Annotated in this window: 12 protein-coding genes; 6 read left to right on the top strand and 6 right to left on the bottom strand. The window is 44.3% G+C overall.

Annotation, left to right across the window (positions count from 1 at the left end; all coding sequences use genetic code 11):
- Positions 1–58 precede the first annotated feature (58 nt).
- Complete coding sequence (locus AAFH98_RS00875) at positions 59–757, top strand: DNA-binding domain-containing protein (protein ID WP_342520778.1); 699 nt, start codon at positions 59–61, stop codon at positions 755–757.
- A gap of 398 nt (positions 758–1,155) precedes the next feature.
- Complete coding sequence (locus AAFH98_RS00870; RefSeq protein WP_342520777.1) at positions 1,156–2,139, top strand: glycoside hydrolase family 43 protein; 984 nt, start codon at positions 1,156–1,158, stop codon at positions 2,137–2,139.
- A gap of 450 nt (positions 2,140–2,589) precedes the next feature.
- On the opposite strand, the gene AAFH98_RS00865 is transcribed toward AAFH98_RS00870, so the two are convergent.
- A complete protein-coding gene (locus AAFH98_RS00865) occupies positions 2,590–3,543 on the bottom strand; it encodes a DNA-3-methyladenine glycosylase family protein (protein WP_342520776.1) in 954 nt (317 codons plus the stop codon).
- A gap of 161 nt (positions 3,544–3,704) precedes the next feature.
- Between AAFH98_RS00865 and AAFH98_RS00860 the strand changes: the two genes are divergently transcribed.
- Complete coding sequence (locus tag AAFH98_RS00860) at positions 3,705–5,699, top strand: S9 family peptidase (protein ID WP_342520775.1); 1,995 nt, start codon at positions 3,705–3,707, stop codon at positions 5,697–5,699.
- 86 nt (positions 5,700–5,785) lie between these two features.
- On the opposite strand, the gene AAFH98_RS00855 is transcribed toward AAFH98_RS00860, so the two are convergent.
- The 5 genes from AAFH98_RS00855 to AAFH98_RS00835 all read right to left on the bottom strand — a co-directional run bounded on the left by AAFH98_RS00855 (position 5,786) and on the right by AAFH98_RS00835 (position 10,970).
- Complete coding sequence (locus AAFH98_RS00855; RefSeq protein ID WP_342520774.1) at positions 5,786–7,501, bottom strand: ATP-dependent DNA ligase; 1,716 nt, start codon at positions 7,499–7,501, stop codon at positions 5,786–5,788.
- A gap of 72 nt (positions 7,502–7,573) precedes the next feature.
- The gene (locus AAFH98_RS00850; protein WP_342520773.1) at positions 7,574–8,557 is read right to left on the bottom strand and encodes an MBL fold metallo-hydrolase; all 984 of its coding nucleotides are present in this window, start codon (positions 8,555–8,557) and stop codon (positions 7,574–7,576) included.
- The gene (locus AAFH98_RS00845) at positions 8,554–8,991 is read right to left on the bottom strand and encodes a hypothetical protein (RefSeq protein WP_342520772.1); all 438 of its coding nucleotides are present in this window, start codon (positions 8,989–8,991) and stop codon (positions 8,554–8,556) included. The genes AAFH98_RS00850 and AAFH98_RS00845 overlap by 4 nt, the downstream gene beginning before the upstream one ends.
- Positions 8,992–8,999: 8 nt before the next feature.
- Positions 9,000–9,947, bottom strand: a complete 948-nt coding sequence (locus AAFH98_RS00840; protein WP_342520771.1) for a TerC family protein — start codon at positions 9,945–9,947, stop codon at positions 9,000–9,002.
- A gap of 84 nt (positions 9,948–10,031) precedes the next feature.
- A complete protein-coding gene (locus AAFH98_RS00835; protein WP_342520770.1) occupies positions 10,032–10,970 on the bottom strand; it encodes a hydrogen peroxide-inducible genes activator in 939 nt (312 codons plus the stop codon).
- Between the two features lie 171 nt (positions 10,971–11,141).
- Between AAFH98_RS00835 and AAFH98_RS00830 the strand changes: the two genes are divergently transcribed.
- Genes AAFH98_RS00830 through AAFH98_RS00820 form a run of 3 tightly spaced genes read left to right on the top strand, consistent with a single transcriptional unit; the run spans position 11,142 to position 12,827 of the window.
- The gene (locus AAFH98_RS00830; protein WP_342520769.1) at positions 11,142–11,417 is read left to right on the top strand and encodes an acylphosphatase; all 276 of its coding nucleotides are present in this window, start codon (positions 11,142–11,144) and stop codon (positions 11,415–11,417) included.
- 9 nt (positions 11,418–11,426) lie between these two features.
- Positions 11,427–11,969, top strand: coding sequence for an RNA 2',3'-cyclic phosphodiesterase (thpR, locus tag AAFH98_RS00825; RefSeq protein WP_342520768.1), 543 nt, complete (start codon positions 11,427–11,429; stop codon positions 11,967–11,969).
- A gap of 24 nt (positions 11,970–11,993) precedes the next feature.
- The gene (locus tag AAFH98_RS00820) at positions 11,994–12,827 is read left to right on the top strand and encodes an alpha/beta hydrolase (protein ID WP_342520767.1); all 834 of its coding nucleotides are present in this window, start codon (positions 11,994–11,996) and stop codon (positions 12,825–12,827) included.
- Positions 12,828–12,831 lie beyond the last annotated feature (4 nt).

Genomic DNA, 12,831 nt, shown 5'->3' with positions numbered 1-12,831 from the left:
CCGATCAGGAGAGCAAAACTGGTCTATGCTAAATATCAGCGTAATAAGAGAGGTAAATATGTCTATTAAATACGCATTATATCCCAATCACTTAACCGACGATCCCGATGATCATCTGGCTATTGTTCAGGATCAAAAAAGTCGAACCATCGAGGATATCATTGATATAATGATTAGTCGTGGATCTACAGTGACAAAAGCCGATGCACTATCTGTCATAGAGGAGTATGAATCAGCTATTGAGAAAGTACTTAGAGACGGGGACAGCATTAAAACTCCGCTGATACGTATCAGGGCCTCGATACAAGGGGTATTCAAAGATGAATTAGATCCATTCGATCCAGAACGTCACTCTGTAAGCTTGAATGTAAATGCCGGAGCACGCATCAGACAAATTGCTGATGACATATCCGCAGAGCGTGTTCCGTCCACTCTTCCCAAGCCTTCTCCGCAGACATGTAAAGATATAGCTTCGGGTACCACTAATGAGACACTCACCCCGGGTGGCGTTGGTGAACTGCGGGGCAGTCGCCTGAAGGTAGATCCCGATGATAGCAACCAGGGCGTGTTTTTCATCGCTTCCGATGGTTCCAGAACGCGGGCCGAAGTCTATATCCGCACCAAGCCCTCTAATCTTATGTTTATGATTCCCGACACGCTGACCAGCGGCAGCTACCACATAGAAGTCTTTGCCGCTGTAAAGAACTCGTCGAAAATACGCAGTTCAAAACTCAATGACGCCTTAGTAGTTCTATAAGCTCTTTATGCAATGTGATGGAGATATACTTGCCACACCATGTTCGTCCGGTAGCAAAGAGTAGCTACTCAATCAGTGGAAGTAAAATAGGTATGAACTGGTGCTTCCCATGAAAGGATTTATTTACCTCCCATAGGAGGATACGATCACCTCTTATAGGAGGTGAATATTGCCTCCCCTAAGAGGAAGGACGTTCCCACAGGTGGAGGATAGCAAATCCTTTTGTCAGAGTGATCCAAGTGTAGCCTTGTCAGGCGTGATCTGCGTAAGCTTATGCTAATTGTGTTTGCAGTATTCCAACCATCTGCCGATTATAGCCACAGTTATAGATTACCCTTGAATAAGGTTTTATGCCTGGACAACTTTTCGAAGTCCTTTTGAAATCAATATCAGGAATTATGAGAAAAATATTACTCATTAGTATAGTTTTTCTTTGTGCAGCTCCATTGTGTGCTCAGGATGTTGAAACTTCCGGCAACCCGGTATTTGAGGGGTGGTATGCCGATCCCGAGGGCGCTGTGTTTGGTGATAAGTACTGGATCTTTCCCACCTTTTCGGCTCCTTATGCGGAGCAGGTTTTTATGGATGCCTTCTCGTCTCCGGATCTGGTTAACTGGCAGAAGCATGAACGAATTATTGATACGGCTGCCGTGGCCTGGGCTGACAGTGCCATGTGGGCGCCGTCAATTATCCAGAAAGATGATAAGTATTTTCTCTTTTTTGCCGCAAATGATATTCAAAAAGATGAGCAGATGGGGGGAATAGGTATTGGGGTTTCGGATGAACCCGGAGGCCCCTATAAAGATCACCTGGGAGAACCGTTGCTGGGCAAATTTCATAATGGTGCGCAACCCATCGATCAGTTTGTGTTTGAGGATAAGGACGGGCAGCACTACATGATTTATGGGGGATGGGGCCACTGCAACATCACAAAACTCAATGATGATTTTACGGGTTTTGAACCTTTTGAGGATGGTACGGTATTTAAGGAAATAACACCGGAAGGATATGTGGAAGGATCGTTTATGTTTACCCGAAACGATAAATACTACTTTATGTGGTCCGAAGGCGGGTGGGGTGGTCCCGATTACCGCGTAGCCTATGCCATGGCCGATTCGCCACTGGGGCCTTTCGAGCGTATTGGTGTGGTGCTCGAGCAAGATTCATCGGTAGCTACCGGTGCCGGACATCATTCCGTAATTGAAGTGCCAGAGAAAGAGGAATGGTATATTGTTTATCATCGCCGGCCGCTGGGTGAAACAGATGCCAACCACCGGGTAACCAGTATCGATAAGATGACCTTCGATGAAGATGGGTATATTGAACCGGTAACTATTACGTTTGAGGGCGTAGAACAACAGCGTTTGGAGCAGGATAAATGATCTGAACTTCAAGCTGTGAGATTGTATAAAGTCATCCCGAATTCAGAGCTGGAATGGTGCGAATCTACCGAATGCTGGGGGTAGCCATTAACTGAATAGTCCGAGCAGACACTCGAACTATTGGAACTAATGATTTAAAAAATGGGGGTTTGGGGCGAATCGCGGGAAAGAATCTCGTAAAAGCAATGCACGGTTTAGAGCAATAATTAGGTTATTAATTCTAAAAAGAAATATATCTACGATTCCCCCAACAGTTTTTTCGTCTATTTTTTGCTGACAAAAAATGGACAACAACATATTGAGTATTGTTATAGCGTTTAAGCGTAATGTTAGGTTCTGATTTATCTGAAAATGTTATAGGAGATGCTAAATTAAGGCCCACTTCCAGACTATGTAGGCTGAATACAGGATGACACAAAGATCGCTTTTTAACTACTTAATCTTTCAGAATTAACTATTCTGCTGTTTTTCCTTCTCACTCATCACCCAGTTAATGAACATAAACTCCAACCCGGCGGCCTCGTATCCATCCCAGTCTTTGATCATCTCCTGAAAGTCTTCCTCGCTGGTATTATCGGGATCGCCGCCGTAGTTCAGGATAATCCATCGGCGGTGCCCCTTTTCTTTGCCCTTCTTTTTGTTGCTGGGGAATACCGCATCGGGACGCTCGCGGAAGAGCATCAGCTGCTGGGCCGAGGTGGGGCCTACGCCGCGCACGTTTGAGATGGTATCATAAAATTCATCCGGTGCACACGTTTCCAAATGCTGCAGATCCTGCTCCCCGGAAAGCAGGTCTTCGGCAAAACCGATGATGAATTCTCCTTTTCGCTTCGTGGGACCGGGATCGAGTTGCCGGATACTCATGGGGGTGGCCTTAATAAGCTGATGGGGCCGTGGCCAGGCCGGGATATTTTCTGATCCGGTATTGATAAGCGAGCCATAGCTTTTGCGCACATTATAAACCATCTTTTTAGCGGTGGGTTTATGCGAAAGCCGCATCTGTATAATGCGATTGATCGTATCCTCAAAAAGGTTGGCCCGGGCCATGCGTTTGAATCCATAGTACTCGCTGAGTAGCGGACCTAATACGGGATCGTCCCCCGCTTGATCATAGAAGGGGCGGAGGTCAATGTTGGTACCCAAAATACGGGCTAAGCTTTTGTTGGCCTGTTCAATTTCGTCTTTGCTTAGCGATTCCGAGCTTTCGAAGTGAAACTCGGGATTTTCCGGATCCCCATTAAAAAAAGTAGTAACCAAAACATCGCGATCGTCTAATGGAATGGGGCGGGTAAATCCGTCTTCAAAAATAAGTTCGGGATCGTGTTCGTGATCAAAATACTGGTCGATATCGAGGCAAAGAAACCAGTCGTGCGGCGGTGTTGATGTGAGGGTCCAGTTGCTCATAAACTTTTATGTGGTTGGTTCCAGGCTGTTACAGCTAAAAGGTTCAATCGGATATGAATGCTCAAATGTAAGCGATTTGTCATTGAGCAGGCTCATGTTATTTTAAAGGCCAGATTCTTATTCTGACCAATCAATTTTGATCTTAACATAAGACTTTTGCTATGAAAATATTAAGAATACCTGTTCTGTTGTTCCTGCTTTTGCTTGGAACTTCTTTTGCTGATGCCCAGGACGTACCGGATGACTTTGAATGGACGCCAACTGACATGGTTAGCCTTCCGGTGGTGGGCGAAACGGCTATCTCTCCAGATGGCCAGTATGTGGCATACTCGGTAAGAGAAACGCTGATGGAAGGTGAAAAATCGGAGTATCTAACACATATTTGGGTTGCTAAAACCGACGGTTCTATGAATCGGCAATTTACGCGGGGGCAGCAGTCGGTGGGAAGTCCTGCTTTTACGCCTGATGGAAAATATCTTTCTTTTACATCTACCCGGGATGGGGAAAAGCCTCAATTGTATCGTATGCCATTGGATGGCGGAGAAGCAGAGCAATTAACCCAAACCGAAAATGGTATTGCCCGTTATCAGTGGTCACCCGATGGAGATCGCATTGCCTATACGATGACCGATCCACCCACCGAAGAAGATAAGAAGCGGGAGAAAGAAAAACGCGATGTTATTTTGGTTGATGAAGATTACAAATTTTCCCGATTGTATGTCTATGATATTCAGGAGGATTCGTCTACCCAGTTGACGGTCGGTGAACAACATGTTTCGACCTTTGACTGGTCTCCGGATGGCGATCAGCTGGTGTATGATTATGGTCCTACGCCCAAGATAGATGACAATTTTGCTACCAAGGATATTGCGTTGGTTCCGGCCGATAGCGGGGCTGTTACAACATTGGTTGAACGAGAAGGGGTTGATGGCAATCCACATTTTACTCCCAATGGAGAAACTGTTGTCTTTACTTCGCACGGTGGTTCAAAAGAGCCCATTGGATTAAGCGATTTATATCGTGTTTCTGTTGATGGTCGTTCCATTGAAGCACTTCCCCAAACACCCGACCGTAATGCCAATATTGTGGATATTACTGAAGACAGTAGGTCGGTATTAATTTCTGAAAGTAACAGAACGGTGACTTCGTTGTATCGTGTTCCGGTATATTCAGATGACAATGTCGAGCGCCTTACTCCGGAAGATGGTGTGTATCGCAGTTTTTCTGCCTCAAACGGAAACCTCGCGTTTGGCTATGAAAACTCTGATACGCCCCGGGAGGTGTACCACTCATCTCTTGCGGATTTTGGAAAAGAACAGCTTTCCAGTGTGTATGAGGAAATGGATTTCCCCAAAATGGGTAAGACCGAGCTTGTTCAGTGGGAGTCAAAAGACGGTAAAGAGATTGAAGGCCTGTTGACCTACCCCGTTGATTATGAAGAAGGGGAAGAATATCCACTTATTTTGAATGTTCATGGCGGTCCGGCTGGTGTTTATAATCAACGTTTCACAGGAGCGGGATCTATTTATGCCCTGCAGTATTTTGCAGATCAAGGATACGCCATTTTACGACCTAATCCCCGGGGCAGTACGGGTTACGGCAAAGAATTTCGGTACGATAATTTCCAGGATTGGGGATTTGGCGACTACCAGGATCTCATAAGCGGCGTTGACAAGGTCATTGATATGGGCGTAGCAGATGCTGACCAACTGGTCGAAATGGGATGGAGTTATGGTGGTTATATGACCTCATTCATTGTTACAAAAACCGATCGTTTTAAGGCCGTAAGTATGGGGGCGGGATTGTCCAACCTGATCAGCATGACGGGAACGACCGATATTCCTACATACCTGAGAGCACACATGGGTGGAAACTGGTGGGAAGAAGGTTTGAAAGAAGTATATGAGCGCCATTCAGCTATCTATCATATGGACCAAGTGGAAACTCCCGTACAAATTATCCATGGTGCTGAAGATGATCGCGTACCACCATCACAGGGGAAAGAGTTTTACCGGGCATTGCAAGAGATTGATATTCCCACAGAGATGATCATGTATCCCCGAACACCGCATGGTCCACGGGAACCGAAGTTTACGGCCGATGTATCTGAGCGCATTCTAAAATGGTTTGACATGCATCTGAAACGTGGGGAATAAAATAGAGTAATTTAGAAATTTAAAGGTCTGGCGGTTTTTATTTCGCCAGGCCTTTTCTGTTTTCAGATGGGTGTAGTTCCATTAGCTTACTTAAATAAAAACGATGGATTTTCGTCTTGTTTTAATCGATCCCGATTGATCTTTTCTTGGTACATCCGCTCTACATCTTTGAGTGTATCGGTATCCTTGGGCGATAAATCCCAACGAATAGCCTTGAATCGAGGTAGTCGTAACGAGTATTTCGCCTTGGTGCGTTTGTTTTGCTGGATACCATCAAACTCCAGCTCCACTACAATTTTGGGGATAAGTCCAAGTGTGGGACCGTACTTTTCGACCGTCAGATCTTTGATACGCTCGTTCAGCCGTTTCATTTCTTTATCGGTATAACCGCCATAGGCTTTGCCAATAGGGATGAATTCTTCTTCGTAACGTTCGTCTTCGGCCACTCGAATACCCAAGGTGAAATCGGAATAATAGCCTCTCCGTTTACCGGATCCGGCATGAGCATACATCAGTACCGTGTCGAGCGTGCCGCCCGGCTTTTTAACTTTGAGCCACGATTTGCGACGTTCCCCGTACTCGTAGGTGCTGTCTTTCTTTTTGAGCATAAGTCCTTCGTTGCCATGGGCCAGTGCCCGACCAAAGAGCTTTTCGACGTGATTAGAATCCCGAACTTCAAGCTGGTTTGTAATAGGGATTTTATACTGATTGGATAGTTGCTCTAATAGTTGACGGCGCTCGATCAGCGTATGTTCAAAGGTAGGTTTATTTTGATGATAGAGCAGGTCGTAAGCAATAAACAGGACAGGATATTGCTCCAGCACTTTTTTACTTGGTTTCTTGCGTCCCATTCGCTTTTGTAGCAGTTGAAATGGCAGGATTTCATCATTCTTGAATACACATATTTCGCCATCCAGAACTAAATCCGGCGTATTCTTTTTCAAGAAGACCTGTTTAATCTCGGGAAATGAGTGCGTGACATTATTGAGATCCCGAGAATAAATTTCAACCTGTTGTCCGCTGACATGCACTTGTGCTCGCATGCCATCAAATTTTTCTTCGGCGATGTAATCATCAAGGTTTTTGACGGTACGACTTTCGATGGGCGAAGCCAGCATGAATGAGAGGGGATGAAATAGACGAAAAGAGGCTTCAGCCAGCCGATCGTTTTTACAAAGTACGGCCGTTTTGCCGATGCTGCCAGTAATCATGTGGGCATAGCGAACGGAATCCAGTTCTTTAGCAAAAGCCTGAGCCAAAGCCGATATCACGCTTTTAGTTTCGAAGCCGATCCGTAGTGAGCCCCGCGTCATGATCCGGATAAAAAACTTTATTTCGACTGGAGTCATTTGCCGCCACGCTTCACAAAGAATTTCTTGCTTATCATCCCGTGACGAAACTTGGTGGATATCTTCGTATAAGCTCTCTATTTGATGAAGAGTCAGTTGGTTGGGTTGACGTTTGGTACGTGCAGCTTCAATATTATTCATTAGCTTTTCGATAGCTTCCGAAGCACTGCCTAATGCTGTTTTACACGGTTTAAATACTTTTTCGTAATCTATTTCGCAGAAGTCGGCTGCGCAGGTAGAATAGGTATGGCTGCCTATTGTGGCTCGCTTTCCCGAGATGGATGAGAAAGCTCCTTCTCCTAAAAAACGAGCAGCCAGACGTAAATCCATATCTTCAAGAGAGCAAAAATAATCAGCACACAACGAAATTTTAGCATTGGTACTGCGCATTTCGTTGATCTGTTGGGCTGTCTCAGCAAGTTGTTGAAAAGATGAAATGTCTGTTTTTGTCATATTAATATTAAAAGCTTTTGAACTCTAAGGGCTTAAGGCATTAAGCCCTTACAATGAGTGCCATATTTTTTGCTAATCATCTTCTTCGATCTCCATATCTAAAAAGCGGGATTCAATATTTCGTTCGTTGAGGTAATGCCGGACAACATCAGCATTGGGGGTATGTGTAATATGCACTTTCTGAGGATTTAGTTCTTCGCATAGGCGTATCAGCTCAAAAAAGTCGAGATGGTCGGATAGTGGGATCAGTTTATGGACTGTTAGTTGGCTTCGCGTTGCTTCTCGGGTAGCCCATCCCGAACAGTAAGCAATGCGTTTGTTGCGGATGTTAGAAGCAAAGCCGTTGTTGAGGGTTGAATTCGTAGTGATAAGGATTTTTCCCTCACAAGTATCGCGATTGTAGGATTCATAATCTCCCAAGTTAATACCCGCCTCTTCGTATACATCACACATTTTATATCCCGCTCCGTGAATTTGCACTTTATGTCCAAGTGGAGCCAACAAGTGCATCACTTCCTGTGCTTTGCCAAGGTTATATGCCAGAAAAACAGGAGTACATTCGTCGCTCAGGGTATTGGCAGCAAACGAACGTATTTCCCGGCCGAGTTTTTTATAGGAGTCCCATTTGTAGATAGGTAGCCCAAAAGTAGCTTCGGTAATAAAATGATCGACTTGGTTGGGAATGGAAAATCCCTCTGAAGCGGGAGACGGCGGCGTGCGATAGTCGCCGGTGTATAGTACCGACCCTTCATCCGATTCTACGTACACCATTGCTGAACCTAAAATATGTCCGGCTGGATAGAGTGTAACTCGTGCTCCATCAGTTTCGATGGACTCTCCAAAATCCATAACCGTGGCATTACCTTTATAGCCGCGGCGCTGCATTAGTTTGAGCGTATTGGGGGAACAGTATACGCTGCTGTTGCGATTACGCGGCATGTGATCGGCATGAGCGTGCGAGATAAAGGTGTGTTGCGTGTTGGTGCCACTGTAGTCGAAGCCGATATTGAGATCCGGAAGCAGAATACCGTGATATCCCGCCTTGCTAATGTTCATGAAGGTGGTTGTCGTGTTATTACAAAATATGCCAAGAGTAATATCGCAAAGCCCACTGCCACCATTATGGCACCACTTCTTTTAATGATATCAGGTAGTTGCTTGCTGTTTTTAATGAGCTTTCGATTTTGCTTCCAGCGGACCAATTGAAGTCCGCCGATATATACAACCAATAAACTCCAAATACTGAAGAGGAGTTCAATCCAAGAGAAGGGAAAAAATGACAAGATTAATCCCGGCAGGATAAATAAAAATAGATATTTCAGAATGCGGATAAATAGGGTGGGCGGGTCTTCATTCTCTGCTGCCTCTTTTAGATATCTTGTAGCTTGTTCTTTTTTAAGGATGAGATAGCCGCCGCTTCCAATAAGTAGAAATGCTAAAACAGAATAACAGAGTGTAAACCACTTGAGGGCAAAGTTCGAAAAATCCATGGATAGAATTATTCGTTGGGCAGGTTTTCTTGTGCTATAGGCTCCTCTTCTTGAGGATATAGGATCGAGGCTACGACAGAGAGGGCAAGTGCTCCCACGACGAATGTCAGGGCATATGGTGTGGGAATGTGATATATATCAGAAAGCAACATTTTTATGCCTACAAAAACGAGAATCAGTGACAATCCATAATGCAGGTAATGAAACAATCGCATAATTCCGGAAACGGCAAAATAAAGAGCTCGGAGACCTAAAATAGCAAAGGCGTTGGAACTATAGATGATGAATTCATCGCGCGTGATGGCTAAAATTGCAGGGATGGAATCAAGGGCAAAAATCAGATCAGTGGTTTCGATAACCACCAATACAATAAACAGGGGCGTGGCAATAAGGCGACCCATTTTTTGAATGAAGAATTTGGATCCATGGTAACTTTTGGTGGTCGGTAAAATACGGCGGACTAATTTAAGTACTGGGTTCCGTTCGGGATGGACCTCTTTATCTTTTTCCATCGCCAGTTTAATTCCTGTAAAGACAAGAAAGCCTCCAAAGACGTAGATAATCCAGTGGAAACGTTCAATGAGGGCTACGCCAGTAAAAATAAATACAAGTCGCATGACCAACGCTCCAAAAATGCCCCAGAACAATACTTTGTGCTGGAATTCATCCGGTACTTTAAAGTAGGTGAAAACCAGCAGGAATACGAAGATGTTATCAACGCTCAGGGATTTTTCAATCAGGTAGCCGGTATAGTAGTCGAGGGCGGTTTGGGAGCCCATATAATAATATACGCCAACACCGAAAATGAGAGCCAGCACAATCCAAACGCCCGTCCAGTACAGAGCCTCTTTGATACTAACGGCCTCATCCTCTTTGTGAAGTACAACCAGGTCAACAATGAGCATCGCTATGATAAACACATTGAAGATCGACCAAAGCAGAAATGAGTGTTCCAAGTCAGAGCTACATTTTGAGTTTTAAAAATAAGCCTCAAATGTAGGCATTCTCATATAGAATTGACAGCATTTAGCTCGTGGAAATTACTCTACCAAAAGCCCTTCCTCCTCATTTTTAAGTTCATCAGGAATTACGGCCATAATTTCTTCTTTAAAGGCCTCAATAATATTCTGCTTTAGGTATTCTCGTCCATATACAACGCGAATTTTTCGGCGCGGCACCGGTTTGTCAAATTCGCGCAAGTGTGCTTTAGCACATTGCTCGTCGATCTGGTTTTTTGCCAAAAAGGGCAGTAGCGTCATTCCAAAATTTTGCTCAACAAGTTGTTTCAGGGTTTCCAGGTTTCCACTCTCAAATTCAATTTTCGGATCGTCGAGTTTATCCTTACGAAATTTCTTGCACAGTTTTACCGTTTGATCGCGGAAGCAATGTCCTTCATTAAGTAGCCATAGGTTTGAAACTTCCAGATCGTCGACAGACAGTCGTTCCTTTTTTGCAAGTGGGTGATCTTCGGATACGTATCCCAGAAACGGTTCATAGTACAGATCCTCTTCAAAAATGTTACCTCGATCGCTGGGGGTTGCAATGATGCCAATATCCAGAAGATCTTGATTCAACAGATCTAACAGTTCATCGGTAACGACTTCTTCAAAAATGAGTCGCACATTGGGATATTTTTCGCGAAAATTGCGCAGAAACAGTGGCAGCAAGTATGGCGCAACCGTGGGAATGATTCCAATACGGAATGTGCCGCGGAGCTCGTCATCAGTTAAAGCTGCCAGATCTTCAATATGCTTAGATTGTTTAACAATCTTTTTTGCCTCCGCGATGATTTTTTCACCAATTTCGGTAGGTATAACGGGCGATTTTGAACGATCAAAAATGGTTACGCCCAGTTCATCTTCGAGCTTGTGAATCTGCATGCTGAGCGTGGGTTGTGTTACATAGGATTTTTCAGCAGCCGTGGCAAAATGGCGATAGCGATCAACAGCGATGATATATGAAAGTTGCGTAAGGGTCATAGTAAAACTATTTGAAACAAATTTGGAACAATCTATTTGACGGAATTATACAAACTTTAGAACTTTAATTCGTGAAAGTTCGAGATTTGCATTCATATTAGTACATTAGCCGTGAATAACTTAATCAACTGAGCGTTAACGAGTTAAATTAAAATCAGAGTAAGAGCAATTATGCAGCAGGCGCATGTATTTATCGAAGGACGGGTACAAGGAGTAGGATTTCGTCATTTTGCACAAGTGAACGCTGAAGAAGTAGGCGTTTTCGGTTGGATTAAAAATCTGCCTGATGGTAGGGTGGAGGCCGTTTTCGCCGGACCTATGGATCATATTAGAGAGATGGTCAACCGTTGTGAAGAAGGCCCGGGACCCAGCCGCGTTGATAATATTGATGTAACGGTAGAGGAGACTGATGAGGAGTATGATGACTTTGAGGTCCGCTACCATTAAAAGTTGTGTATGCGTCTATTTATAGCAATTCCCATATCGGATGCTGTAAAACAGAAAATAGGTGATCTGCAGCAGCCTATTGAAGGGATTCGCTGGCAGGAAAATGAGCAGATGCATCTAACCCTGAAGTTTGTAGGGGAAGCGGATATGCAGCTTAAAAAATCATTACAAAAGCGGTTAGATGAAATCGAACATCCCACTTTCACTATTGACCTGAAGGGGTTTGGGTATTTCCCGGAGCGTGGACGTCCTAAGGTTTTGTGGATAGGTCTTCGAGAAAACTCATCCCTTAGGGTATTACAACAAAAAGTGGAGCAGAAATGTCAAGCTGTAGGTATTGCTCCCGAAGATCGTCCGTATAAACCACATGTTACGATGGCTCGAGTTCAGGGAGCTTCTAAGCGGACTGTTAATGCTTTTATCAATGAGCACAAGAAATTCACAGTTCGTGATATGATGATCAATCAATTTGTGCTGTATAAAAGCAAGCTTCAGCCGGATGGGGCTCAACACAGCCGCTTGCAAACCTTTTTACTAAATGACGGTACATGATTCTTCATCAATAATTCGTAACCAATGGTGCGTATTTTGCAGTCATTTCTGTGGATTCTTATAAGCCTTGCTGCCGGATATTTTTTGTTGGTTTTACTGATGTACGTGTTACAGTCGCAGCTGGTTTATCATCCGCAAAAAAAGATTACCTATACGCCGGATGATATTGGGTTAAGATATGAGGATATAACGTTTGCTACGGACGATAATATCAGTCTGCACGGCTGGCATATTCCTGCCGAACGTTCGGGTGTAACTGTCCTCTATTTCCACGGCAATGCAGGGAATATATCAGGACGTCTACAAACGATTCAGTTATTGCACGAGCTGGGGCTTAATGTATTTATTTTTGATTATCGAGGATATGGTAAAAGCAAGGGGACACCAACGGAGCAGGGAACATATCAGGATGCTGAGGCTGCCTGGAACTATCTAACTGCGCAAAAGAATTTAGATGGCAATAAAATTGTAATAATGGGACGTTCGCTGGGAGGGGCTGTAGCGTCATGGTTGGCGGCGCGTAAAAATCCAGGTGCTGTTGTAATTGAATCAACATTCACATCGGCGGCAGATTTGGGAGCAGATATTTACCCCTGGCTGCCTGTGCGTTGGATGCTCAAGTTTGAGTATAATACGCTGAAAAATATGAAGCAGATACAAGTTCCACTGTTTATGGCCCATAGCGTAGATGATAAAGTCGTGCCGTATCATCATGGCGAACAACTTTTTGAGGTTGCTAATGAGCCCAAGAAATTTGTAGAGCTGCGGGGTTCACATGGTTCCGGGTTTTGGGAAACCGGAGATACGTATCGACAGGCACTCCAGAAATTTTTAACGGCTCACCTTAAAAATCAGTAAGTGT

Source organism: Fodinibius sp. Rm-B-1B1-1 (assembly GCF_038594945.1).
GTDB classification, from domain to species: Bacteria; Bacteroidota; Rhodothermia; order Balneolales; family Balneolaceae; genus Fodinibius; species Fodinibius alkaliphilus.
This window is presented reverse-complemented; position numbering and strand designations above follow the sequence as displayed.

Bases quoted from the DNA above. Each gene is read 5' to 3' on its own strand.
- AAFH98_RS00875 (WP_342520778.1), top strand. From the start codon at position 59: ATGTCTATTAAATACGCATTATATCCCAATCACTTAACCGACGATCCC.
- AAFH98_RS00870 (WP_342520777.1), top strand. From the start codon at position 1,156: ATGAGAAAAATATTACTCATTAGTATAGTTTTTCTTTGTGCAGCTCCA.
- AAFH98_RS00865 (WP_342520776.1), bottom strand. From the start codon at position 3,543: ATGAGCAACTGGACCCTCACATCAACACCGCCGCACGACTGGTTTCTT.
- AAFH98_RS00860 (WP_342520775.1), top strand. From the start codon at position 3,705: ATGAAAATATTAAGAATACCTGTTCTGTTGTTCCTGCTTTTGCTTGGA.
- AAFH98_RS00855 (WP_342520774.1), bottom strand. From the start codon at position 7,501: ATGACAAAAACAGACATTTCATCTTTTCAACAACTTGCTGAGACAGCC.
- AAFH98_RS00850 (WP_342520773.1), bottom strand. From the start codon at position 8,557: ATGAACATTAGCAAGGCGGGATATCACGGTATTCTGCTTCCGGATCTC.
- AAFH98_RS00845 (WP_342520772.1), bottom strand. From the start codon at position 8,991: ATGGATTTTTCGAACTTTGCCCTCAAGTGGTTTACACTCTGTTATTCT.
- AAFH98_RS00835 (WP_342520770.1), bottom strand. From the start codon at position 10,970: ATGACCCTTACGCAACTTTCATATATCATCGCTGTTGATCGCTATCGC.
- AAFH98_RS00830 (WP_342520769.1), top strand. From the start codon at position 11,142: ATGCAGCAGGCGCATGTATTTATCGAAGGACGGGTACAAGGAGTAGGA.
- thpR (WP_342520768.1), top strand. From the start codon at position 11,427: ATGCGTCTATTTATAGCAATTCCCATATCGGATGCTGTAAAACAGAAA.
- AAFH98_RS00820 (WP_342520767.1), top strand. From the start codon at position 11,994: ATGGTGCGTATTTTGCAGTCATTTCTGTGGATTCTTATAAGCCTTGCT.